Origin of the sequence: Streptomyces sp. S063, from assembly GCF_002832675.1 — a bacterium.
In the GTDB taxonomy this organism is placed as follows: Bacteria; Actinomycetota; Actinomycetes; order Streptomycetales; family Streptomycetaceae; genus Streptomyces; species Streptomyces sindenensis.
This window is the reverse complement of sequence record NZ_CP021707.1, coordinates 7,401,374-7,424,270: the sequence shown is the minus strand read 5'-3', so window position 1 is coordinate 7,424,270 and position 22,897 is coordinate 7,401,374. Positions and strand designations below refer to the sequence as shown.

At 70.6% G+C, this 22,897-nt stretch carries 21 protein-coding genes and 4 pseudogenes; 11 read left to right on the top strand and 14 right to left on the bottom strand.

The features are described from left to right. Positions 1-56 precede the first annotated feature (56 nt). A pseudogene (locus tag CCZ36_RS33740) lies at positions 57-446 on the top strand (transposase); the annotation flags it as partial. A gap of 5 nt (positions 447-451) precedes the next feature. Here CCZ36_RS33740 and CCZ36_RS33735 read toward each other — a convergent pair. The 3 genes from CCZ36_RS33735 to CCZ36_RS37075 form a co-directional block, all read right to left on the bottom strand. Further along, complete coding sequence (locus CCZ36_RS33735; protein WP_128819284.1) at positions 452-1,699, bottom strand: lycopene cyclase family protein; 1,248 nt, start codon at positions 1,697-1,699, stop codon at positions 452-454. A gap of 959 nt (positions 1,700-2,658) precedes the next feature. Further along, positions 2,659-2,868: a hypothetical protein gene (locus CCZ36_RS33725; RefSeq protein ID WP_128819283.1), complete on the bottom strand. Its 210-nt coding sequence runs from the start codon at positions 2,866-2,868 to the stop codon at positions 2,659-2,661. Continuing rightward, positions 2,865-3,155 carry a hypothetical protein gene (locus CCZ36_RS37075; RefSeq protein WP_443069832.1) on the bottom strand — a complete coding sequence of 97 codons (291 nt, stop codon included), beginning with the start codon at positions 3,153-3,155 and terminating at the stop codon, positions 2,865-2,867. The genes CCZ36_RS33725 and CCZ36_RS37075 overlap by 4 nt, the downstream gene beginning before the upstream one ends. Positions 3,156-3,267: 112 nt before the next feature. On the opposite strand from CCZ36_RS37075, the gene CCZ36_RS33715 reads away from it, so the two are divergent. Then, positions 3,268-3,594 carry a hypothetical protein gene (locus tag CCZ36_RS33715; protein WP_128819282.1) on the top strand — a complete coding sequence of 109 codons (327 nt, stop codon included), beginning with the start codon at positions 3,268-3,270 and terminating at the stop codon, positions 3,592-3,594. A 152-nt stretch (positions 3,595-3,746) separates the two neighbouring features. Further along, positions 3,747-4,827 (top strand): annotated as a pseudogene (locus tag CCZ36_RS33710) (YihY/virulence factor BrkB family protein). Between the two features lie 151 nt (positions 4,828-4,978). On the opposite strand, the pseudogene CCZ36_RS33705 reads toward CCZ36_RS33710, so the two are convergent. From CCZ36_RS33705 to CCZ36_RS33685, 4 genes and pseudogenes are all read right to left on the bottom strand, one after another. Beyond that, positions 4,979-5,149, bottom strand: a pseudogene (locus CCZ36_RS33705) (transposase family protein); the annotation flags it as partial. Positions 5,150-5,165: 16 nt separating this feature from the next. Then, positions 5,166-5,989 (bottom strand): annotated as a pseudogene (locus CCZ36_RS36730) (transposase); the annotation flags it as partial. Positions 5,990-6,512: 523 nt separating this feature from the next. Then, positions 6,513-7,517 carry an NADP-dependent oxidoreductase gene (locus tag CCZ36_RS33690; RefSeq protein WP_128819280.1) on the bottom strand — a complete coding sequence of 335 codons (1,005 nt, stop codon included), beginning with the start codon at positions 7,515-7,517 and terminating at the stop codon, positions 6,513-6,515. Between the two features lie 150 nt (positions 7,518-7,667). After that, positions 7,668-8,360, bottom strand: a complete 693-nt coding sequence (locus CCZ36_RS33685) for an SDR family oxidoreductase (RefSeq protein WP_128819279.1) — start codon at positions 8,358-8,360, stop codon at positions 7,668-7,670. 122 nt (positions 8,361-8,482) lie between these two features. Between CCZ36_RS33685 and CCZ36_RS33680 the strand changes: the two genes are divergently transcribed. Beyond that, entirely contained in the window at positions 8,483-9,064 is a 582-nt protein-coding gene (locus CCZ36_RS33680) for a TetR/AcrR family transcriptional regulator (protein ID WP_128819861.1), read from the top strand. A 51-nt stretch (positions 9,065-9,115) separates the two neighbouring features. On the opposite strand, the gene CCZ36_RS33675 is transcribed toward CCZ36_RS33680, so the two are convergent. Beyond that, positions 9,116-9,718 carry a TetR/AcrR family transcriptional regulator gene (locus CCZ36_RS33675; protein ID WP_128819278.1) on the bottom strand — a complete coding sequence of 201 codons (603 nt, stop codon included), beginning with the start codon at positions 9,716-9,718 and terminating at the stop codon, positions 9,116-9,118. Positions 9,719-10,336: 618 nt separating this feature from the next. Between CCZ36_RS33675 and CCZ36_RS33670 the strand changes: the two genes are divergently transcribed. Then, complete coding sequence (locus tag CCZ36_RS33670) at positions 10,337-10,870, top strand: RICIN domain-containing protein (protein ID WP_164873580.1); 534 nt, start codon at positions 10,337-10,339, stop codon at positions 10,868-10,870. A gap of 1,042 nt (positions 10,871-11,912) precedes the next feature. Here CCZ36_RS33670 and CCZ36_RS33665 read toward each other — a convergent pair. Beyond that, positions 11,913-12,278, bottom strand: coding sequence for a DUF1330 domain-containing protein (locus CCZ36_RS33665; protein WP_128819276.1), 366 nt, complete (start codon positions 12,276-12,278; stop codon positions 11,913-11,915). Positions 12,279-12,515: 237 nt separating this feature from the next. On the opposite strand from CCZ36_RS33665, the gene CCZ36_RS33660 reads away from it, so the two are divergent. Both CCZ36_RS33660 and CCZ36_RS33655 read left to right on the top strand, forming a co-directional pair. Next, positions 12,516-13,244 carry a nuclear transport factor 2 family protein gene (locus CCZ36_RS33660; protein ID WP_128819275.1) on the top strand — a complete coding sequence of 243 codons (729 nt, stop codon included), beginning with the start codon at positions 12,516-12,518 and terminating at the stop codon, positions 13,242-13,244. Then, entirely contained in the window at positions 13,238-13,531 is a 294-nt protein-coding gene (locus CCZ36_RS33655) for a hypothetical protein (protein WP_164873579.1), read from the top strand. Before CCZ36_RS33660 ends, CCZ36_RS33655 begins: the two co-directional genes overlap by 7 nt. Before the next feature lie 394 nt (positions 13,532-13,925). Here the strand turns inward: CCZ36_RS33655 and CCZ36_RS33650 are convergent, their stop codons facing one another. Together CCZ36_RS33650 and CCZ36_RS33645 are read right to left on the bottom strand one after the other, a co-directional pair. Then, positions 13,926-14,231, bottom strand: a complete 306-nt coding sequence (locus CCZ36_RS33650; RefSeq protein ID WP_128819273.1) for a GNAT family N-acetyltransferase — start codon at positions 14,229-14,231, stop codon at positions 13,926-13,928. A gap of 151 nt (positions 14,232-14,382) precedes the next feature. Beyond that, the gene (locus CCZ36_RS33645) at positions 14,383-14,691 is read right to left on the bottom strand and encodes a GNAT family N-acetyltransferase (RefSeq protein WP_069741598.1); all 309 of its coding nucleotides are present in this window, start codon (positions 14,689-14,691) and stop codon (positions 14,383-14,385) included. Positions 14,692-14,873: 182 nt separating this feature from the next. Between CCZ36_RS33645 and CCZ36_RS33640 the strand changes: the two genes are divergently transcribed. Beyond that, positions 14,874-15,161 (top strand): hypothetical protein, encoded by a 288-nt coding sequence (locus CCZ36_RS33640; RefSeq protein WP_128819272.1) that lies wholly within the window; start codon positions 14,874-14,876, stop codon positions 15,159-15,161. A 643-nt stretch (positions 15,162-15,804) separates the two neighbouring features. Here the strand turns inward: CCZ36_RS33640 and CCZ36_RS33635 are convergent. The 3 genes from CCZ36_RS33635 to CCZ36_RS33625 form a co-directional block, all read right to left on the bottom strand. Beyond that, the gene (locus CCZ36_RS33635; protein WP_128819271.1) at positions 15,805-17,277 is read right to left on the bottom strand and encodes an FGGY-family carbohydrate kinase; all 1,473 of its coding nucleotides are present in this window, start codon (positions 17,275-17,277) and stop codon (positions 15,805-15,807) included. Between the two features lie 122 nt (positions 17,278-17,399). Continuing rightward, positions 17,400-18,176, bottom strand: coding sequence for a DeoR/GlpR family DNA-binding transcription regulator (locus CCZ36_RS33630; protein ID WP_128819270.1), 777 nt, complete (start codon positions 18,174-18,176; stop codon positions 17,400-17,402). Between the two features lie 5 nt (positions 18,177-18,181). Continuing rightward, on the bottom strand, positions 18,182-18,832 hold the full coding sequence (locus tag CCZ36_RS33625; RefSeq protein ID WP_069741600.1) for a histidine phosphatase family protein: 651 nt from the start codon (positions 18,830-18,832) through the stop codon (positions 18,182-18,184). A 243-nt stretch (positions 18,833-19,075) separates the two neighbouring features. Between CCZ36_RS33625 and CCZ36_RS33620 the strand changes: the two genes are divergently transcribed. From CCZ36_RS33620 to CCZ36_RS33610, 3 genes are all read left to right on the top strand, one after another. Beyond that, on the top strand, positions 19,076-20,131 hold the full coding sequence (locus CCZ36_RS33620) for a 2-hydroxyacid dehydrogenase (RefSeq protein WP_069735868.1): 1,056 nt from the start codon (positions 19,076-19,078) through the stop codon (positions 20,129-20,131). 58 nt (positions 20,132-20,189) lie between these two features. Further along, entirely contained in the window at positions 20,190-21,680 is a 1,491-nt protein-coding gene (locus CCZ36_RS33615; RefSeq protein WP_128819269.1) for an FGGY-family carbohydrate kinase, read from the top strand. Positions 21,681-21,832: 152 nt separating this feature from the next. Further along, the gene (locus tag CCZ36_RS33610; RefSeq protein ID WP_164873578.1) at positions 21,833-22,867 is read left to right on the top strand and encodes a substrate-binding domain-containing protein; all 1,035 of its coding nucleotides are present in this window, start codon (positions 21,833-21,835) and stop codon (positions 22,865-22,867) included. Positions 22,868-22,897 lie beyond the last annotated feature (30 nt).

The following is a 22,897-nucleotide window of genomic DNA, read 5'->3' as shown; positions in this document are numbered from 1 at the left end:
AGATCTTTCTCCTCCTCGCACGCGCTCTGGACCTGATTGACACCCTCACCGCAGGAATCACCAGTCTGCCTGGTATCGGGCCTCTGCTGGGCGCCGAGTTCGTGGCGGCCACCAACGGCGGCATGGCATTCTTCGCCACGCCCGACCGTCTGGCGGGGTTCGCCGACCCGGCGTCGGGTCCACGTGGCTCCGGCCGGTCCAGGGGCAACCCCCACAGGCCCAAGCGCTACCACCGTGGGCTGCAACGCGTCTTCTGTACGCCCGCACTCATCAGTATCCGCAGCTGCGCGGAGTCCCGTCGGTTCTACGACCGGAAGGGAGCGGAAGGTTAACGCCATACCCAGGCAGTGCTCGCGCTCGCACGCCGACGCGTCCACGTCCTGTGGCCATTCCTGCCTGACGGACGGCGCTGCCAAGCCGTACCGTCCGCCACAACAGCGGCTTGAGAACGTCATGGGGAAGTGCCCCCTTCGGGGTCGGTCGGGGAGGCCGGTGCAGGGGGAAACGAAGCGGTCGGGTGTTCTCTCCGGGGGATGAAGGGGAGCTCGGCGACGGTAAGCAGCATGGGGACCACCGGGGTGCGCAGGCCGATGAGCAGATCCTCGTGCAGCCGGGAGCTGCCGTCCATGAAGCTCAGCAACCGCTCGGCGGGAACGTCGCGGAAGAGACGGCTGAAGAACTCGGCGCCGTCCACCCGTCCGGAGTCCAGAGCCCGCAGCATCACCGCGTCCATCGCCCGCGCCCGTCGCCCATACGGCAGGGGCATGCGCAGCGGCCGGCCGGCCCGCAGCTGGGCGGCGATGGCCCGGGTCTGCCGCTGCACGGCGGCGAAGGTGTAGCCGGTGGAGGGGCGCGTCGCGCCGCCGGCGGTGCCGATGCGGTACACCGACCGCCCCGCACGGAGCGCGAGGCGGCCGTCCGTCATGGGGATGACGCCGTGTTCCCGCGCGGTGACGTGGAACCGCCCCAGCCTCAGGACGTCGTCGGTGTAGTGGCGCAAGGCGCGCCGGTAGCCTTCGGCGTCCAACGGAAGCGGAGAGAACTCGGTGTACTCGACCAGCGCCGTGCGGTGATCCAGAGGCAGGACATAGCCGAACGACAGCCCGCGAGCGGGCTGCGGCGTACGGAAGTCCATCAGCTCCGCGGTCGCCGGATCGAACGTGGGCCGCTCGGTGCGGACGAACCAGCCGGTGAAGTGCTGGAACAGCGTGGTGCGAGCGGGCGGCAGGCGGCGGAGAGGACGGGAGTCGAAGACGAGACGGCCGCGCGCGAGGACGCGTTCGCCGCAGCCGGCCCCCGTCAGGATCTCGCCGCCGTACGGGACGTCGCGTACGGAGCTCACGTTCGCCTCGATCCGGCACAGAGCCGGTGTGCGAGACAACCGCTGCTCGACCAGTGCTTCGAAGGTGTCCGACCGCAGCATCTTGTAGCGCAGCCGTGAGAACCGTGACACCGTGCAGGACCCGTCGGCCCCCCGGATCCGCAACTGAGGCCAGGAAGATGCCAGGGACGAGTCATAGGCTCCGCCCGGTGGTTCCCAGAAGCACCAGGTCCGGGGCGGCGGCCGCAGCAGCCCAGGAGGGGCATCGACAAGGGCGACCGACAGCGGTGTTGCGCTGCCCGGGGCGCACAAGTGGTGCGCCAGACTCAGCCCAGCCGCGCCGGCTCCCACGATGACGACATCGAAGTCAGCAGGCACGGTTTCCTCACGGTCGGACGAACCCTCACTGTGCGAAGCCGATTCCTTCACACCGGCGGGCCGGGCGAGATACTTGCTATCCGACCGTATCCCGATGGTCGAGGCCGGACTCGCCCTCAGCTGCGGCTCCCACCTGAGTGGCGGCAGGGGTCGATCGAAGGCCCGTCGGCGGTCCAGTCGGCAGCCTCCTCCGCCTGACCGGTGGCTTGCTCCTCAAACCTGTCGCAACAGCGAATGGTCCGGGATGCCGTGGCCGCGCGGGGGTATGCGTCGGTCGAGCCGGTCTACGCGCTCGCCCTCCCGGACGAGCCGGGCCTGCTGCCTGGTCCGGCCGCCGTCCTTACCGCGCTTGAGCCCCATACGCAAGGCGCTCGCCGCCGTCGTCGAGCAGTACCGGCCGCTCGACGAGGCCGCGTACGCCGCCACCGGCCTGGGCTGCCGAGCTGAACACGATGACCCACCGGTGCAGCGCAGTCGTCGCCCCTATGGCTCGGTCGCCGGGCGAGCTGCACCGAGCCTCTGCCGGGCCGACAGCCCTTCGGGGGCCAGCTCTGAAGCCGCCGATCTCCACAGACTGCCGCGTCCCTGTGTCAGGGGCGTCGGTGCATGCGGTCCAGGAACCGTCTCCATCCTCACTCTGAGTTGGCCAGATGCAGGGTGAGGATGGACTGGACGAGGCCGGCAACGCGGGTGGTCAAGTGCCGCAGTTTGCGAAGGAGGCGCCAGGACGTGAGAGCGGCGACGGGCTGCTCGACGAGGGGCCCTGTTCTTCGGATGGGACCGGTTCACCGCCTGCCCGGCTCCCGGCGGGTCCTTCCGGTCCCGCCCCGACTCCACGCGCCTTGTTGACCGGTCGCGGCCACCAGGTCCCGGAACGTGCCTGCGCCAGGGTGCCACGGCAGGTCCGAAGCAGGGCCCGTCCACCCGGTTCGAAGGGGGGAGACGAGCAGCCGGTAGGTTCAGTCCACGATGATGTTGTGGCCGAGGACCGCGACGTGCTCCAGCACGTCCTCCAGCGGATCGTCGATCTGGCCGGTCGAGATCAGGGCCACCTGCGGGCCGTTGTGAGCGTTCGTGTGTGTCTCGTCGGCGTACGCGGCGGTGGCGGGCATCATGAACGCCACGGTCACACCTAACACCGTCAGCTTCCTCATCATGGCGGCGATCATCGCACGACCCGCAACGCCCGAAGTCGGCGTCGCAGAGCGGGGGAACAGGTTTCAGACCTCGACGGGCCCGGGGCGCGGACACCGCTCGGGACCTCGCTTCGCGCCGCGTCCGGAGCCCCCAAAAGCCTAAAATCCGTCTCCAGCGGGGTACGGGGCGGGGGCCGGAGCCGGCACGGCCGACTCGGCGGTGTGGCAGGTTGGCAGGTGAAGCCGAGCTCGGGCAGCGCCCGGACCACCTCGGCGAGGCCGAAGTTCCGGCGGTCCTGACGGGTGATGACCTCACCCACTTGCTTGACGGGGTAGACCCGGCGGCTGATGACCGCCGCGTTGCCGGTGACGTTCGGGCTTGATGCCCTTCATCGATTCCTCCACCTCGTTCTTGAACAAATCGATCAGGAAGTGGGCGATGACACCACTCATGGTTCCTCAACAGGGGACGCGTGCACGGCTGCCGCCAGCTCCACCCGCACCATTCCCGCCGGGGCCTTCGGGCGACCGCGCCGCCCGCGTCACGCACCCCCGGAGTCCCGGGCACCGTCCTGTCTGGCGTTCCGCGCCTTCCACACCCTTCAGGAACCGGCCTACCGCGCGTACGCCGACACCCACACCACCCCGTCCGGCAGCGGTCTCGCCCTGGGCCGGGCCTTCGGCGGACTGGCTGCACACTGCTCACAGACCGTGCTGCGCATCGACCCCGCCCCGTACACCTGGAACGTCTTCACCTGACCCGGTCGCTCCAAAGGATCGGGTACACGATGCGGCCGGCGCGCCGGGCGTGGCCCCTCCGCGGGCCTCGTCCGGTGGGTGTCTCGCCCAGTCAGCGGCATGGCGCAGCCATGAGGTCGCCGGCCGGCCCCCACTGAGGTTGTGTGGTTCCCATGGCGGAGGAACAGCACGGTATGGAGAGCCCGGGACCGGACAGCAACCGGCTGAGTGCCGACGCACACCCGCAAGCCGGCTCTACCCCGCCCGAATCGCCGACGAAGCTCGGCAAGAGGTCGTGGGGGGGCGGTCCTGAAGCGCACGCTGAGCGAGTTCAAGCGGGACGAACTGGCCGACCGGGCCGCAGCACTGACGTACTACGCCATCCTGGCCCTGTTTCCGGCGCTCCTGGTCCTGGTCTCACTTCTCGGCATCGCGGGCAAGGAGACCACCCAGACCGTTCTGGACAACATGCAGAAACTCACCCCGGGGGCGGCGCGAGACGTCCTCACGAACGCGGTGACCCAGTTGCAGTCCAGTAGCGGGACCGGCTGGGTGGTAGCCATCGCGGGTCTGCTGGCCGCGCTGTGGTCCGCGTCCGGCTACATCGCCGCGTTCATCCGCACCTCCAACGCCGTGTACGACGTGCCGGAGGGCCGGCCGGCCTGGAAGGTGCTCCCGGTCCGCGTCGGCCTGACGCTGGCGCTGATGGTGCTGGCCTGTGTGAGCGCGCTGATCGTGGTGCTGTCGGGCGGGATCGCCCGCCAGGTGGGCACCGCTCTGGGGGCCGGGGACACGGCCATGACCGTCTGGTCGATCGCCAAATGGCCCGTCCTGGTGTTGCTGGTGACCATCATGCTGGCACTCCTGTACTGGGCAGCGCCCAACGCCAAGGGCCGAGGCTTTCGATTCGTATCGCTGGGCAGCCTGCTGGCGCTGCTGATCTGGATGGTGGCCTCGGCCGCCTTCGCCTTCTACGTCGCCAACTTTGGTTCCTACAACAAAACCTACGGCGCTCTGGCAGGCGTGATCATCTTCCTGGTCTGGCTGTGGATCACGAACCTGGCGATCCTGCTCGGCTTGGAGTTCGACGCCGAAATGGGCCGTGAGCGCGCTGTCATCAGCGGCCACCCGCCAACGGAGGAGCCGTACGTCGACCCCCGCGACACCCGCAAGTGGACCGACGAGGACCGCAGAGCCATGGGAGACACCGGCCCCACCGACCCTCGCTCCGACAGAAGGGACGACGGTGCCTGACATTCCGGCATCGCCTGCTATCTCATGGACCACTGCCGGTCGGCCGTCGCGTCGTCCCTTCGCGACTGTCACGCAGATCAACGGCCTCAGGGTTGCACCGTAAATGATCTTCTGGTCGCCTCAGGCATGGTCGGACGCTGTGCCCGCTGCCTCATCCGGCGAGTGCAAGGTCGTGCATGCGGGCGGTGGCGAGCATGGCGCGGCGGACGCCGTCTCCTTTGAGGCGGCAGTCGCGGACGATCTTCCAGGTCTTCATGCGGGCGAAGACGTGCTCGACGCGGGCACGGACTTGGCTGTGGGACGTGTTGAACGTCTGCTTCCACCAACTTGATCTCTAACCCTGTGCGGCTGGGCCGTGGGTTGGTCGATTTCTTGGTCCGGGACGTGGTGGTGCCCGTCTTGCGGGGTGTGTGGACGTCGTGGCGTGGGGTGGGCCGGGTGTTCTTTCGGCCGGGGGTCCCGGTCTGGGGTGGGTGGGTTTCGGCGCCTGGGCCGGGCAGATGGCCTTGGCGCGGATGTGCCGAAAGTCGCGGCGGACACGTCCCGGGGTCAACCTGCCCGACGAGATGGGCCTCTCCCCTGGCGGCGCCGGTCGGCTGCCAGGGGCCGGGCCAATGGCAGTTGGGTGTAGGCGGCGAGGATCAGCCAGGTCCAGCCGTCGGCCGCTTCGAGGGTGCGGATCTTCGGACAGGTTCAGCCGAGGGTCTGCTTGAAGAGGCGGAAGGTGTGCTCGATGTCGAAGCGTCGCAGGTATGCCTGCCAGAGCCGGTCGGTGTCCGCTGCGTCCGCGTTGGTGTCCGACCACTACAGCCAGACCGGCTTCGGGGTGGCTCCGCTGGGCAGATGCCCGATGTCCAGACGGATCACCGCCCCTTGGATGATGGGGAGGGTGCCGTCGGCCGCGGCCCAGGACGAGCGGTGGGTGAGCTTGGGGCGGAGCCGGTCCCAGGACCGGGCCAGAGCGGTGCTGTAGAGCGTGTGTCGGTGACGTTTTCGGTGTCCGGGGCGCCCCAGGTGTCGGGCCGTCCGAAGACGAACTCGCCACCGTGCCGGGGCGGCCGGCCCCTGGTGTGAGGCTCCCGCGGCGGCGCAGGACACGGTCTGAGCGCGTCCGGGCCAGCACCTGCAGGGGCAGATCCTTCAGCAGGTAGGCGAGGCGGGGTGGACCTGCCCTTTCGCGAAGCTCTGAGCGCGACATCTGTTGCCGCATTCGCATCGTTCCTGACGTGATCCGCACTCTTCGCAGGCAAGTTGGCGTCAACTCCGAAGATCACCCCTCCCTGGGGAGGCGGGCGGCTTCCCTCGGGCTGGACGCGGAAGGGGGGAGGCATGGACCTGTCCGATGGGTGGCCGGATCGGTGGACGGCGACGTGGAAGTACGCCGGGGACGATGCCACGGGCCCGGTCCGGCACCTGGGACAGGTGCCGGGATCCCAGTTTTCCAGGACCGCGGACAGGTGGTTGAGCAGGATCAGCGGTACGCCGTCGTCCGGACCGTGCTGCCGGTAGGCGAAGCCCACGCCGTGCACGGACACGGAACGGATCGGCGCGTTCTCTTACGTCGCCCGGGTGGGCGTGGGGAAGCTCGGCGGTGTGCACATCGTGGAGGGAGGGGGGTGCAGGGAGGGGGCTTCTCGTGGGTGAAGGGGCACCCCTCTGGTGTCCGGTGGGATCGGTGCCCGCGCTCACGCCCTCGAGACGACGACCTTGCCGGCCTTCGCGCGGCCCTTTTCGACGTACTCCATGGCCTGGAGGGTCTCGTCGAACGGGAAGACCCGGTCGACGACGGGGCGGATCTGTCCGGCGTCGATGAGTGCGGCGAGTTCGCGCAGTTGGTCGCCGCTGGCCTTCATGAAGAGGAAGGAGTAGCTGACGCCGAGGCGCTTGGCCTGGCGCCGGACCTTCGCGCTGAGCACGGCGACGCCCAGGCGCATGACCACGTTCGCGCCGAGTTCGACGCCGGTGGCCGGGTCGGGCGGGCCCGCGACGGAGATGACCTGGCCGCCGGGCTTGAGGACGCGCAGGGACTTGTTGAGGGTTTCGCCGCCGAGGGAGTCCAGGACGACGTCGTAGCCGTGGAGGACTTCGGAGAAGTCCTGCGTGCGGTAGTCGATGACCTCGTCCGCGCCAAGTTCCTTGACCAGGCCGACCTTGGCGGTGCTCGCGGTGGCGGCCACGTGCGCACCCAGGGACTTCGCCAGCTGGATGGCGATGGATCCCAGGCCACCGGCGCCCGCGTGGATGAGGACCTTCTGGCCGGGCTGCACGTTCGCCCGCTCAACCAGGGCCTGCCAGGCGGTCAGCGCGACCAGAGGGAGGGAGGCGGCCTCGGTCGCGGTGAGCGTGGCGGGCTTGAGGGCCAGGTCGTTCTGGTGGACGGCGATGCGTTCGGCGAAGGTGCCGATGCGGTCCTTGTCGGGCCGCGCGTAGACCTCGTCGCCCGCCGAGAAGCGAGTGACGGACGATCCGACGCGGACGACGGTCCCGGCGAAGTCGTTGCCCAGGACGAGCGGGAGACGGTACGGCACGATCGCCTTCAACTCCCCCTTGCGAATCTTGTAGTCCAGCGGGTTGACGCTCGCCGCGTCGATCCTGACCAGGACATCCTCGGCACCCACCTGGGGCTCGGGTGCATCCCCGGCGCGCACCGTGGCCGGGTCGCCGTACTTCTCGACCATGAAGGCCTTCATTGATGTCTCCGTTCGTTCGGTGTTCGTTCGGTCTCCCGCGCGAGCGGGGACGGGGGTGTGTCCGTTACGGGCTTCTGCCGGTAAGCGGAAGTCTGTGGCGTCGTCCGTGTCGGCGCATTCCGCGTCGGCACGGACGGAGGGGGGCGGGCGTCAGGCCGCGGCCGTCCCGGGGGTGCCGGCCAAGCCCTGCTTGACCTGCCGGGTGATCTCGTCGGCGAGGATCTCGGGCAGGCCCGCCTCGATGCCGAGCAGTGCCTGCGCCGCGACGTCGGCGGGGGAGACCTTCTGGTCGGCGGGGACGTCGGCGGCCATGTCGGTGTCCATGTAGGCGACGTGCAGCGCCGAGACGGTGATGCCGCGGGGCGCCAGCTCCTCACGGGTTGCGTCGCTCATCGCCCAGGCGGCGGCCTTGGAGGCCGCGTAAGAGCCGGCGCCGGCCGGGTGGTACCAGGACAGGGCGGACAGGACGTTGAGCACGGCGCCGCCGCCGTTGCCCTCGATGACCGGGGCGAAGGCCCGGGTCGCGATGAGCGGGCCGACGTAGTTGGTCATGATCTCGCGGTGCACGTCGTCCAGGTCGCCGCCGATGAGCGTCGCGCCGGTGGCGAGGCCCGCGTTGTTGATCAGCAGCGTCGCATCCGAGGCGATGCGGGCGGCCTCGTGGATCGACTCCGGGTCCGTCACGTCGAGGCGCAGCGGGCCTACACCCGGCAGGTCCACCGTCTCGGGGCGGCGGGCCGCCGCGTAGACCTTCGCGCCGCGCTCCACGAGCTGGGCGGCGAGATGCCGTCCGAGGCCTCGGTTGGCGCCGGTGACCACTGCGACCGCGTTCTTGAGTTCCATGTCCGCTCCAGGTTCTGTCGGGCGCCGTCGGGGCACCCCACCGTTTAGATTGCATTACCAATCTAAACACTAGACTACGATAGATGCCAATCGACATCCAAACGGGAGAGCGGGAGGTGGCCATGGGCCGCGTATCGCAGGCGCAGGCGCAGGAGAACCGCAGGCGGGTGGTGGGCACCGCGTCGCGGCTGTTCCGGGAGCAGGGCACGCACCTCAGCGTCGCCGATCTCATGAAGGCGGCCGGCCTCACTCACGGCGCCTTCTACAAGCAGTTCGCCTCCAAGGAGGCGCTCGTCGACGAGGCCACCGCCCACGCCATCGATGAATGGGTCCGGTCCCATGCGGCCCACTTCGAGCAGAACGGAGGGCGCCGGGACGCCGCTCAGCGGGACCTGATCGACGCCTACCTCTCCTCGGAACACCGCGACAACGCCGCGGACGGCTGCCCGGTCGCGGCACTTGCCGCCGATGTCGCACGTGAACCCGAAGACCGCGAGGCCCGCCGCACCTACACGCAAGGCGTGGCCGAACTCGCCGCGTACCTCGCCCCCGCCGATGCGCACGGTGGCGAGGGTGGCGAGGAGGGCCTCGTCCGGCTGTGCACCTTGGTCGGTGCGCTGCTCCTCTCCCGGGCCACCCAGGGCTCCCCGCTCTCCGACGAGATCCTCGCCGCCGCGCGTGCGGCCCTGATGGAGACGGCCTGATCGAGGGCGCGCGCCCATCCGGAGTCGCGGGCGCGGCGGCCGCCGTCACCGTCAGCGCGGCAGCAGCACGCCGACCTGGGCCCGGATCTCCCGCAGGATCGCGTCGGCGCTCACGGCCGCGTTCACGGTCTGCGACATGGCGAGGAGCATGATGGCGGACACGACACGCGCCGTCGTCGCGGCCTCGCTCTCGCCCGTCCGCCCGTCGCGGCGCAGGACGGCGGCTATGGCCTCCTCGGTCTGTTCTGCGATGGTGAGGGCCTCGTGGTGGCGGGGCTCCTCGGGGTCGCCGAAGACCATCTCGCGCAGGTAGGTGCGCCCGTTGTCGACCTGGGTGCGGTTGCACTCGACGATCGGCCGGACGATCGCCATCACCGCGTCCAGCGCGCCAGGGACGCCCTCGGCGTCCGCCCGGCCCCGGGCGAGGGCCTTGACGTAGAGCGAGTTCTGGACGAGCAGGAGGAGCTCGCCCTTGGTCTTGGCGTAGAGGAACAGGGTGCCGGTGCCGATGTCGGCCCTGTCGGCGATCTGCTGGGTGGTGACCTCGTCGACGCCGCGCTCGGCGAACAACTCGCGGGCGGCGGCGGTGATGCGCTCCAGCTTCTGCTGCTTGTTCCGCTCGCGCCGGCCGACCGGCTGGGAAGCATGTGACATTCGGCCCTCCCTTCGGGGAATCATTTCTGAGTAGGCTCAGTTATGAACGGAGTCGCCAGTGATCGGGCTCATGTACGAGCTGCTGTCAGTTTCCCATGACGACGCCCGGACGCCCCGATCCACAGCGGTGGCACCGACAGCCGATCGCCCCGAAGGACCGCGCACCATGACCACGCCCCTCCCCCTCTCCCTCCGGACCCGAGTGCCGAGTGCAGCGGGGCGGTGACGGCCGTCGGCTGACCGGTACCTTCACACCGTCTCGGCGCGGCGCGTGAGCGCCGCCCCAGCAGACCCTCGGTGCCCGGCCGGCACCTCAGGAGGTCCGCGAGCGGCAGATCGCTGCAGAAGCGGCAGGCCGCTCACGATCAGCTCGCGCAGTTGGCCGCGCTGCTCGACGAACTCGCCCAGAGTGCCGAGCACATCACGGTCCCCTGCAAGACGCTCCTGCTGGAACTGCCCGCCGAACCCCCCGGGATGATCGCATCGACTCCGGCCTTGCCGGACGTCCCCGCCTACCAGCAGATCACGACTGTCATCGCCGTACCGACCCTCCCTGAGATTCGTGGCGCCGACCGGAAAGGCGGCTCCGGGGCGTGTCTGCGAGAGCAGTGTGTCGTTATGGCAGCCGTGAAAAAGATCCATTCCCTCGCCATGTCCGTCGGCCTGGTCGCTGCGCTGACCGGAACCGCGCAGGCCAACGGGCAGCCCGGCCGTGCACCGCTGCCGACCAACCAGATCACGAACGTCATCAGCGGCTACGTCATCGACAGCGCCGGGAAGACCGGCAGCGATCGGGTGCCCGTCTACATCTACAAGGACGCCACCAATCCCTCGGACAACCTGCGGTGGAGGTACGACCCCGCCACCCAGCACATCATCAACATCGCGACCGGCTACGTTCTGGACAGTGGCGGCGACACCAGCAGGGCCGTCGTACAGGTCTACGCCTACAAGGACGCCAACAGCCCGTCGAACAACCTGAAGTGGAGGTGGGACGCCGACAGGCAGCACATCGTCAACGTCGCCACCGGCTACGCACTCGACGCCGGACCCATCCGCTCGACCAGCCCCAGCTCGCAGTCCCTCTTCGCGTACTGGGACAACACCAGCACCTCGGACACGCTCAAGTGGAAGACCGACATCTTCAACTGACCCCAGTGAGCCTTACGTCCATTCCACGGATCGCGCCGTGACATGACGAGGGGCCCGCTTCAGTGCGGGCCTCTCGTGCCGAACGCGCGAAGGCGCGCTCAGGCGAGGCTGGCGGCCGTCCGGTCAGTCGCAATCGGCCAACGAGCGGCGACCTCACCCGCCCAGGACGCCGACCGCATCACCCAAGCCAGCGAGATCGTCCGGCCCCTCGGCGCCGGCAGCCGGAGCTGATGGCGGAGTGCCGCGTATGCGGCAGTGAGCTGGTTGGGAGACCGGACGAGCGCAGGCACGCCGCCGGTGTGCGGCCGAGGGCGAGCGCCTGGTCAGTAAGCCGGATGCCGACCACCCCCCAAGGTGATCATCGCCGACACGGTGTAACGATGGGTCTATGCCCCGTAGAGCGGCCGAGACCGAATCGGCGACCGCCGCTGTCGCCGTCTGAGGTGCATTCGCAGGCGGGGCCGTCAGGAAATTCCGGCGGACCCGTCCTTGGCGGTCTCGCACCGGCCGTCACCGGGGAAGCTGGCAGATCTTCTCCGGATGGGCCACGCCGACGGGTCTCTAACCCCTCGTCCAGGATTCGGTCCTGTCGCAGGCCGTCCAGCGTGAACCCCTTGGGCAGGTGCCTGTGGAGCATGGCCATGCCGACCGGCGAGTGGTCGGGGTCGAGTGCGGTGCGCTGGCTGACGAGCAGGTGAGGTTTGGCCGATGGCTCAACCGCCCCAGCAGCCCTCACCGTCCTGGGGAGCGGGGGCGGTCTACCCAGTCGAGGTCGGCGCCGCTCACGACGGCCGGCTCGCCCGCCCTCTTGCACCGCCGCCGCGTGCTCGCTGCGGCGTGGGACGCATCGCGAGCGCCGGAGCGAGCACGGGTCCGCCGACGGGAACGGGTTCTCTGGGCTGTTGGCTCATCCCCATGCCCAGGTGCGGTGGCGGCGGGAGGTCGCGATCAGGGGCTTGGAGGTCTTGGGTCGTGGTTGGAGTCGGATGCGAGTGGGGGTGGTGTCGGTGGCGATGAGGGTGCGGATGTGAAGGTGCGGGCTCTACGGGGGAGCACTTCCGGTTGCACCTCCCGCTGGTCCCTCGATCTTTGCTGCTCTTTCGCGCGGGTCGTAGGCCGGCCTCACACCATCGATCAGCAGCAGGTCCCCTTCGATGTGGTCGGTGCGCAGCCGCTTGATCTCCTGGTAGGCCGGGGAGTCGTACCAGGCCCGTGCCGTTTGCAGGTCGGGGAACTCGATCAGGACCATGCTGCCGGGCCAGGTGCCTTCCACGACTTCGGCTGGTGGGCCGTGGATCACGAAGCGTCCGTGGAAGGGGTCGAGAGTGAGCTGGATGCGGTTCAGGTATTCCAGGATGTCGGGGTGGTGGCGACGCTTGCGCAGGTGCGCGAAGCCGTAGGCGGTCATGCCGGATTCCTCTGCGGGTGTGGCGATCGCCCTGTGCGGGACGGTGCGCCGAACGTAGCCGCGGGTTCGCCGTGGAGCCATTACCCCGGAGGTAATCGATCTCGGAGGGAGGAACCGGGCAGGCTGAGCTGACCGGGACGCCGACGGGGCGCGCCGGGTTGCATCGGAGGGGGCGGGCGGATGTTCGCGCATCGACGTAAGGCGTGGGGACTGTCGTTTGCGGCTGTCATGGTGGGGGTGACTTCCTCGGCGGCTGCTCTGCCGGGCGGATCGGCCCGGGAGCCGGGGGCCACGGGGGTGGGCTGCGCGGGGGCGCGGGCCGGGATTGAGCGGCTGGAGGGGCGCATCACGCCGAACGTCTGCGCCTTCCTGGAGCGCCAGTTGGCGTTCGGTCGGATGGCGACCGGTACCCCGCCGTCCGCGGAGCAGATACCGGAGGAGGCCGTCGGGCATCCCCGGGTCGCGGCCTACCTCGACATCTTCGACCCGGAAGCGACGTTGTGGGAGGCGGGCAGCACCCCTAAGACCGGTCGACTGGTCATCGGCGCCGCCATCGCGGGCTCGCTCAGAATGGTCCCGGACCTGCACTACACCGGCACCGACGTGGTCGCTGATGGCGGCACGGTGATGTTCGGCCAGTGGAACACGGCCACCGTCAGAGGCCACAAGGTGGCCTACCCGCAGATCGCCCGCAACGTTCTGGGCGACGAGGGCCGGACGATTCAGGCCCGCCGCTACTACGACCGCCACGTACTGGTCCGCGACACCCTCCCGAACGCGCCGAAAGGCCTGTTCGACGGCATCGCGGACCGAGGGACCCCGCCCGCAGGCCGGCCCCCGCACGCGTCACCGCAGACGGCCTCCCCGCCCGTCTGGCCGCGTGGAACGCAGGGAACACCGATGCGCTGCTGCGCCGGGTGGCCGGGACCAGGCTTGCTGGGCCCGGACTGGCCAAGCCCTTGGTGACCAAGGCGGGCAAGCAGGCGTACCTGAAGCGCCTCTTCGGCAAGGCCGATCTCAACCTCAAGGCGGGCCAGGTCGCGTTCGGCACGAGCACCACCTACATCGAGTGGCATGGCAGCGTCACCAGGAAGCATGCCACCGCGGGCGGGAAGCAGAATCAGGCCGTGCCCTTCGGGATCGTGGAACGCTTCGGCCCCGACGGGCAGTGGGAGCTGTATTTCGACACCCTGCCCGTCCTGACCGACCCGGCAACGATCAACAACCTCCTCGCACAGCTCGCCACGCCGTAACCGCCGTGCGCTGACCTCGGACCCGCCTCGGGTGGGGACGACACGTCGTCCCACAAGCCCCCGTCTTGCGTCCGTATCCCGTGACTCTGTGTGTCGCCCTTCAGCCTGCACTCGGATTCGTGGTGAAGATGCAGGCTCTCGGCCGCCGAGTGAGGACCGAAGGTACAGGGCCCGGCGCGTCCCTTACCCGACGGACACGGCCTCGTCCCTGTTTTCGCCGGGCAGTTCTGGCCCCACTTTGCACGTCGCGCTGCACGACCCGGCTCGCGTCCACCCTGAACGCTGATCGCCGCCTGCGCGCTTCTGGGCACCGGGCTGCCGAGGGCCGGCGCCCCCTCCACATCCCGCGCGGCCGGTTCGCGAGCCTCGTGCGACGCGGCTCCTGCAGCGGGTGTCACAGCCCGAATCGCGCGTGCTGCACCTCCGGCACCAGGTCGGTGTATTCCGGGTGCTTGCGGAGCCAGCCACGGATGAAGGGGCAGAAGGGAAGCACCTTGAGCTCCCCCTTCCTGGCCTCGTCGAGAACCGAGCGGGCCAGTGTGCCGCCGAGGCCTCGGCCCCCGAACCGCGGATCGATCTCCGTATGGAGGAAGGCGATCTCGTCCCGGAATCGGTGATACTCGACGAATCCGGCCCGCTCACCGCCGTCGAAGATCTCGAAACGCGACTCATCGGAGTTGTCCGCCACGTGAGTTCCCATGGTTCCCTCCTCGGGATGACTGCCGAGCCTCCGCCTCGCCCTGGGAGGCGGAGGCGTACCGGGGAAGCCAATGACCAGATAGTCGACTCGTCAACCTGACTGCGGCGACCGGCGACCATGCCGCAGTCCGCCTCGCGCCACGTGCGGTCCTTCAGTCACTGACCTTGCTGCGGGACTGGTACAGCAGGTCCTGGTAGTCGGGGTGCCGGGCGATCCAGCCCGCGAAGAAGGGGCAGGTGGCCAGCACGCGAAGGTTCGCCGCGCGCGCCTCGTCGAGAGCGACCCGGACCAGGGCGGACCCCACTCCCCTGCCCTCGTACGCCGGCTCGACCTCGGTGTGCACGAAGGCGATGAGCTCCGCCGTACGGATGTACTGCGCGATGCCCGCCGGCTCGGACTCTCCGTCGACGCGGGCCTCATAGCGGCTCGCCCCGGGGACGTCACTCACTTCGACCGCCACGTTTCCTCCTCGAAAGCCTGCTCACAACCGAATCGACGGATGTCCGTCGATCATGATCCCACCTTAACCCTAGATGGTTGATCCATCAACTTATAGCCGGTTCGGGACTGTCGCTCTTGCGGCATGTCCTACCTTCTCCGGGCGGCACTCACTTATGGCGATCATGAGAAACGCTGCACCTGATGAGACGGTTGCGCCTCTTGGCGGCCATGCCGGCCGGCCCCGCACTGGCCGTCGGGAAGAAGGCGCACGCCAGCCTGGGTGCCTGCTACCTCCGGAGTCGCCAGGCTTCCGTCGAGCGTGCCGCGAAGGCCCGTGCCCGAGCGGTGCTGGTCGTCCACTACGACGACAACCCCTGGGACCCGCCGGCAGCCGATGGGCGAGCGCTGGGCCGTGCCCACGATACGGATCGGGCGTCAGAGAGGGCCGAACTGCTCGGACGCGTCGCCCGCGGCTCGGCCTCGGTGTAATTCTCCGGCACCGCCCGCAGCCCCTACCTCTACGACGCGATGCGGGTGGCGCGGCAGCAGGTGCAGCGGGAGGTGGTGCACACGGTGTCCGCGTCCAACAGCGCGTTGTACCCACCCCGTACGCCGACAACGGTGTCCGCGGCTGGGCCCGTGAGCAGCGCTTCGGCCGGCGGCCCTACCAGCGGGCGGCCTCGAGGCCCTCACCGCGACTCGTCGGCCCGACCGACGGAACCTCGCACCTCTGCGTGGCGGCCGCCCCGGACGCGGCCCTGCTGCCGCGTGTCAGGCGCGGCGCCGAGGCCCTCGACCTCGCCCGGTGCGAGGCGGCCCCAAGGCGCAGTACGTGGCCATGCCCTCGGGAAGCACCAGGGACGCGTTCGACGCACTGGGCCGCGGCGTCCGCTAGCGGGGGCTGTACGAAAAGGCGTTCTTCGACGCCGACGCGGTGAGCAACGTGATGGCGGGCGTCGGGGTCGGTGAGATCACTCGCGCCGTGTCGCAACTGCCGCTCCGCATGGCGATGGACGCCGCGACCGGATGCAGCTCGGCTCGCCTGGCACGCGGCACACCTTGGATGGCCCGCGCCATCGATGGCTGTGTACAGCACACGCGACCGTGCTCGCACCGTCGGGGCGCCGTCGCGTCAGTCGTCGGGGAGCCAGCCGCGCCCGCGCAGCGCCGCTATGAAACGACCGTAGTTCTCCTCCAGAGCAGGGCGTTCCCGAGGCACCGGCCCGACGAGCGTCCCCGTGCGCACCATCGCGGCGGCGCTCGCCGTGAGGTCCTCGTGGAGCGTGCCGGCCGCGGCGAGCAAGGCGGCGCCGAACGCCGTCTCCGCGCGCCCGACCACCCGGACCGGGCGGTCCAGCACGGTGGCCCGGATCGCCGTCCACGCGGCGCTGCGACTTCCCCCGCCGGCCGCGTGCAGGGGGCCGATCACCGGGATGCCCAGACCCTCGACCCGTTCCAGGGCCAGGCGTTCGAGGAAGGCGACTCCTTCCAGTGCGGCGCGGTGGGCGTCCGCCTCGTCGCGGGGGCGGCCCAGCTTGAAGCCGCGCGCCGCGCCGGAGACGAAGGGGAACCGTTCACCGTCGCGGGACAACGGGTAGCGGACGTACGTCGCGGGTCCCCGGGCCGTCGCGGCGGCGTCCAGCGCGGGCAGGCGGGCGGGGTCCACGTCGGCCAAACACTCCCCTCCCGTGTTGGACGCCCCGCCGGGGAGCCACCAGCCGTCGGGGTGGCGGTGGCTGTAGAACGCCCCGGTCGCATCGCGCACCAGGCGCTCGGACACCCCCTTGAGGACGTACGTCGTGCCGATGACGCCCACGAAGCGGCCCGGCTCGACCGCCCCGGTGGCGATCTGGCCCGCGCAGCCGTCCGTCATCCCGAGGCGTACGGAGCACCCTTCGGGCAGGCCGGTGGCCTCGGCCGCCTCCGGGCCGACGAGCCCGGCCTCGGTGCCGGGGGCGCCGACGGAGGGGAGCAAGGCGAGGGGGAGGCCGAGGGCGTCGAAGACCTCGTGCGCCCACTCGCCCGCACGGGCGTCGTAGCCGGACTTGAGCGCGTGGCTCCAGTCCGTGGGCACGGGGTGGCCCGTCAGCTCGCGGCCGACGAGCTCGGGGGTGTGGAGGACGTGACGCAGAGCGGAGCCGTACGTTCGCCAGCACCACACGGCCCTGCCGAGCGCGGCGGTGGGGCCCACCGAGAGGCCGAGCGCGTCCCACCGGGCGCTGCCCGCCCGCTGGGCCTCGGCGTTGATGTCGGCGGCGCGCCGGTCGTCGTACATCAGGGCCGGGCCGAGGGGTTCGCCGTGGGGCCCGGTGGGCACGATGGTGCCGGATGTGGCGGAGACGGCCACCGCGACCACCTCGCGGCCGCCGCGGGGCAGCGCGGACGTGGTGCGGCGCAGGGCCGACCGCACGGCGGGCCACCACGACCGGGCGTCCTGCTCGCTCGTTCCCGCGGCGGTCCGTACGGGGGGCGGGAGATCCGCCCGCGCCTCGGCGAGGGCGCGCCCCTGTCCGTCCACGCACAGCACGCGGACGGACGCGGTCGCCACGTCGATGCCGATCACGGCCGGAGGGGAGGGGTGGGGGCGACGGGATTCACTGCTCATACGGAAAGCGTCCTTCCCGGGGGCTTCACGTGTCTGCGTCGGTCCACCGGTCGGGTGGCCGTCCATCACCGTGGTGGCCCGTATGTGAAGTCAACATCTTCTCCCCGTGGTGAGAGGTGCGCTCATGGTGCGGTGGCTGCCACCGTGACCCGCGTCCGTTCGCGGAGTTTGCCCAGCAGTTCGGCGTCCGCTCCGTCGTCCACGACGAGATGGTCCAGGTCGCCGACGGGCCCTACCCGGTGCAGGGCGGTCCGGGCGAGTTTGGTGTGGTCCATGAGCATCACCTTCGTCGCCGCCGAGGTGAGCATGGCCCGTTTGACCAGCACCACGTCCTGCTCCTGGTGGTAGGCCGTCCTGGCGTCCAGGGCCGACGTGGAGACCGCGACGAGGTCCACCGAGAGCGCCTCGACCGCCTCGACGCAGGGCATCCCGAGGAAGGAGTCGTGGGTGCGTGAGTACTCCCCGCCCAGGGCGATCAGGCGGATGCCCTCGCATCCGGCGAAGACGTCCAGCACCCGGCGGGCGTTGGTGACCACGGTGAGCGGGGCGAGGTCGACCAGCAGTCCCGCCATGACCAGCACCGTGGTGGAATCGTCGAGCATCACCGACATGCCGGGCTCCACCAACGCGGCGGCGGCCCGCGCGACGGCCTTCTTCTCCGCCCTGTTGACGCCGAGCCGGTAGTCGAGGCTCGATTCGAACACCGTGGAGGGCAGGGCGGACGCGCCACCGCGGAAGCGTCGCAGCACCCCTTGCCGCGCCAGGTCGTCGAGGTCCCGGTGGACGGTCATCAGGCTCACGCCCGTGAGCTGGGCGAGGGCGGCGCCCGTGGCCGTGCCCTGCTCCACGACATGGTCGGCGATGAACCGTCGGCGCTCTTCGGCGGATCTCTTGGTCATGGGGGTCAGTCTCCCGCAGGGCTCGGGCCGGGCGCGGGGCCGGGGGGCGGTGCTGTGGGGACGTTCAGCGAGCGCAGCGCCGTCTCCGTGCCCCGGATCTCGATCTCCGTCACGGCCCCGTTGTCCAGGCGCGGGAAGATGCGCCGGTAGCGTCCGAGGGGCAGTCCGAGGAGGTCGCACAGGGCGATGCGCAGCAGGGTGTTGTGGGCGACGACGAGCACCCTGCCCCCGGGGTGGCGGTCTGCGAGGTCGCGCAGGGACGCGGTCGCCCGTGCCGCCGCCCGGGCGACGGGTTCGGAGCCGGGGAAGGCGCCGGATGCGGCGTCCTCGCGGAACCGCCGTACGGCTTCGGGGTCCTCCTCGGCCATCTCCCCGATGGTCCGGCCCTCGCCCCATCCGAAGTCCACCTCCCGCAGGCCCTCCTGGACCTCCACCGCCAGGCCCAGCGCCTCGGCCGCCGGCCTCGCCGTCAGGCGGGCGCGGCTGAGCGGGGAGCAGGCGACCGCGTCCACGCCGCTCTTCGTGGCCCAGGCTCCGAGGCCGGCCGCCTGGGCCACACCCCGGGGTGTCAGGGCGACGTCGGTGACGCCGGCGTACCTGTTCTCCGCGTGCCACTCGGTCTCGCCGTGCCGTACGAGCAGGAGACGAGAGGTCATGGAGACCGCCCTTTCTGGGTCGAGGCCGGACCGGGGCGAAGCGCGCGGAGGTGCCGGGTTGCCGTTGTCCGTGTCGGGCGGGTGCATTGCCGGTTCACGTGGGCGCTGTTAAATTTAACAGACATTCCACAGCCGGGACGGGCCCTTCGCGGCACGGATCGGGCTCGGACCAGGCGTGAATCAAGGCTCCGACCTGCTCGGCATCCACCCCAGCGGCTCTCCTCGCAGAAGGAATCCGACGTCATGCGCATCCTCGCCGCAGGCGACCACTTCGTCCGTCCCGCGCTGATTCGCGCGGCGGTGAGTCAGGAGCTGTCCCACGCGGGCGGGGAGCCGCCGGAGTTCTCGGAGCTGACTCTCCCCTGGCCCCATGAGCCCTTCGGTCCGGTCGGAGAGGTCCGTGAGGCGAGCGGTACGGAGGCCGAGCTCGTGGAGGCGCTGGACGGGGCGTCCGTCTGTGTGACGCAGATGGCCCCGTTCACCGAGCGGGTGTTCGCCGCGTCGCCCGGGTTGCGGCTCGTCGCCGTCTCGCGGGGCGGGCCGGTCAATGTGGACCTGGCCGCCGCCACCCGGCACGGGGTCAGGGTCAGCTTCGCCCCCGGCCGCAACGCCCCGGCCGCCGCGGAGTTCGCGGTAGGGCTGATGCTCGCCGCGATGCGGCGCATCGCCGCCGCCGACGCGGAGTTGAAGCGGGGCGTCTGGCGGGGCGATCTCTACGCGTACGAGGAGGTCGGCGGCGAGCTCGGCGGGGCCACGGTCGGGCTCGTGGGCTACGGGGCCATCGGCCGCATCGTGGCGCGGGTGATGCGCGCCTTCGGGGCGCACGTGCTCGCTGCCGACCCGTACGCCGACCCCGAGGCGGTCGCGGCGGACGGTGTCGAACTCGTCGAGCTGGACGATCTTCTGAGCCGGAGTTCGGTGGTCAGCCTGCACGCCCGGCTGACCGAGGAGACCCGCCATCTGCTCGACGGCCGCCGCCTCGGGCTGCTGCCGCCCGGTGCGGTCCTGGTCAATTCCGCCCGCGGCGGGCTGCTCGACCACGCGCCGCTGCCGGAGCTGCTGCGCAGCGGGGCTCTCGGGGCGCTCGCCCTCGATGTGTACGACATCGAGCCGATCCCCGCCGACTGGGCCCTGCGTGACGTACCGAATGTGATCACCACGCCTCATCTCGCGGGCGCGACGCGGCAGACGGCGCACCGGGCGGCGGCCATCACCGCCGCCGAGGTGGGCCGTTTCGTACGGGGGGAGAAGCTGCGGCATCTCGCGAACGGGGACGTCCTGGTGAACGGGCGGTCCTGACCGGATCCTTCGCCGCCGGCGCCCCGCAATCCATCGGCTCGCACAGGAGGTAGCAGGGTTGAGGACCATCATCGGCGTGGACATCGGTACGTCGGTCACCAAGGCGGTGGCGTTCGACGAGGGCGGCGGGGCCCTGGCCTCCGCGAGCCGGCGTTCGCACCTGGAGATGCTGCCGGGCGGTCGCGTCGAGCAGGATCTCGACGATGTCGTGTCCGGCGTCGGCGAGGTGGTGCGCGAGGTCGCCGCGAAGCTCGGCAGGCTGCCGGACGCCGTGGCGCTCACCGGGCAGGGGGACGGGCTGTGGCTGCGGGACTCCGGCGGCAGCGCGGTGCGGCCCGCCATCTCGTGGATGGACGCGCGGGCCTCCGACGTGGTGACCCGCTGGCTGACGGACGGCACGATCGGCACGGCGTACGCGCACACCGGGTCCGGGATGTTCCCCGGCTGCCACGGCCCGCTGCTGAACTGGCTCCAGGAGTACGAGCCCCATTCGCTGGACCGGGCCGCCGTCGCGGGGTACTGCGTCGACGCGGTCGCCCAGCGCCTGACCGGGCGGGTGTGCCTCGACGCCTCCGACGCGACGCTGCCGTTCCTCGACCCCCGTACCCGCCGTTACGCGCCCGAGGCGCTGGCGGCGTGCGGGGTCGCGGACCGGGCGGGCCTGCTGCCGGCTCCCGCCCCTCCGGGCACGGTGCTCGCACTCCACGGTCAGGGCGCCGGACTCCTGGGGCTGCCCGAGGGACTGCCGGTCGTGGCGGGGCCGTACGACCTGCCGGCCTGCGCGATCGGCAGCGGGGTACGTGAGGTGGGGGACGGCGTCCTCATCCTCGGCACGACCCTCGCGAGCCAGGTGCTGACCGACCGGGTCGATCTCGATCCGCTCGCCGAGCCCGCCGGCATGTGGCTGTGCACCCCGGCTCCCGACCGGTGGCTGCGTGCCATGCCCGCGATGGTGGGGACGGCGGCGCTGGAGTGGGTGCTCGCTCTCGTCGGCGCGACCACGGCCGATGTGGACGCCCTGCTGGCCGACAGTCCGCCCGGCGCCCGGGGCGTCCATGCCTTCCCCTTCCTGTCCGAGGCGGGCGAACGGGCCCCCTTCGTCGAGCCGTCTGCGCAGGGCAGACTCGACGGGCTCAGCCTGGCGGCCGGCCGGGCGGACGCGGTCCGGGCCGTCTGCGAGGCCATCGGTTACGCGGCCCGGCACTGCCTGGACGCGGCGGGGCTGAGCGGCACCCTCGCCCTGTGCGGCGGCGGCACGCGGTCGCTGACGTGGGCCCGGCTGATCGCTGACGTCCTCGGCCGCCCCGTCCGCATCCCGTTGGAGGAGCAGGTCGGCGCGCTCGGTGTGGTGTCCGTCGCCAGAGGCTCGCTGTCGCCGGGGTACGAGGCGCCGCCGGGACGCCACCAGGTGGTCGATCCGCGCGAGGACGTGCGGGCGCTGTACGAGGACGGATACGCGCGCTATCGAGCGGAGTTGGCGGCCGCCCGGACGGCGTGGGGGTCTCACGCGAGGCCGGCCGGACAGCACCATGCGGTCCGGCCCCTCTGAGCGCTCCCACCCGTCTGTTATTTATGACATGCCCATTGACACTCATAACATTCTCGATGTTAATTTGACGCGAAGGAGGCTCTCCGCCTGAAGACCGGGAGATTCCAGTGAAGCAACGCTCTGTCAGATCGTTTGCCGCGGCTCTGTCGGTGATGACGGTGATCGTCTCCGCCGCCGCCTGTTCGACGAAGGCGCCCAACAGCTCGGAGGGCAAGTCGTCGAAGGACGCGAAGATCGCGTTCCTGATGCCCGACATCGCCTCCACCCGCTACGAGTTGTACGACGCGCCGCTCTTCAAGGCCAAGGTGAGGGATCTGTGCGGCGGTTGCGAGGTGCTCTACCAGAACGCGGGCGGCGACGCCGCGAAGCAACAGCAGCAGGCCGACTCCGCTCTCGCGCAGGGTGCCGACGTCATCGTGATCGACCCGGTGGACTCCGCCGCAGCGGCCAGCACCGTCCGTACGGCACAGGGACGAGGGGTCCCCGTCATCGCGTACGACCGGCCGATCCCGGCGGTGAGGGCGGACTACTACGTCTCCTTCGACAACGAGAAGATCGGCGCCATGATCGGCCAGTCGCTGGTGGACCACCTCAAGGCCACCTCGGCCGAGGGCGGCCTCCTCCAGGTCAACGGATCGCCGACCGACGCGGCCGCGGGGCTGATCAAGAAGGGCATCCACAGCGCGGTCGACTCCAGCGGGTTCAGGCTCCTCGCCGAGTACGACACGCCGGCCTGGGAGCCGGGGAAGGCGCAGAGCTGGGTCAGCGGCCAGATATCCAAGTTCCCGGGAAGGATCGCCGGAGTGGCGGCCGCCAACGACGGCACGGGCGGCGGTTCCATCGCGGCGTTCAAGGCGGCCGGGGCGGCCGTGCCACCGGTGACCGGGAACGACGCCGAGCTCGCCGCGGCCCAGCGGATCGTCAAGGGCGACCAGTTCAACACGATCTCCAAGCCCATCAGGACCGTCGCGGAAGCGGCGGCCGTCGCCGCGTTCTCCTTCGCCCGGGGGAAGAAGCCCAAGGGGGACACCACGCTCTTCGACACCCCCTCGGAACTCTTCACCCCCACCGTGGTCACCCGCGAGAACATCGCGGAGGTTCTGGTCGGCGACGGGAAGCCGCTCAAGACCGCCGAGGTGTGCACGGCGACGTACGCGGCGGCCTGCGCCGAGGTGGGCATCACGTAGGCGCGGGCCCTCTCTCCGCCTGCCCTTCTG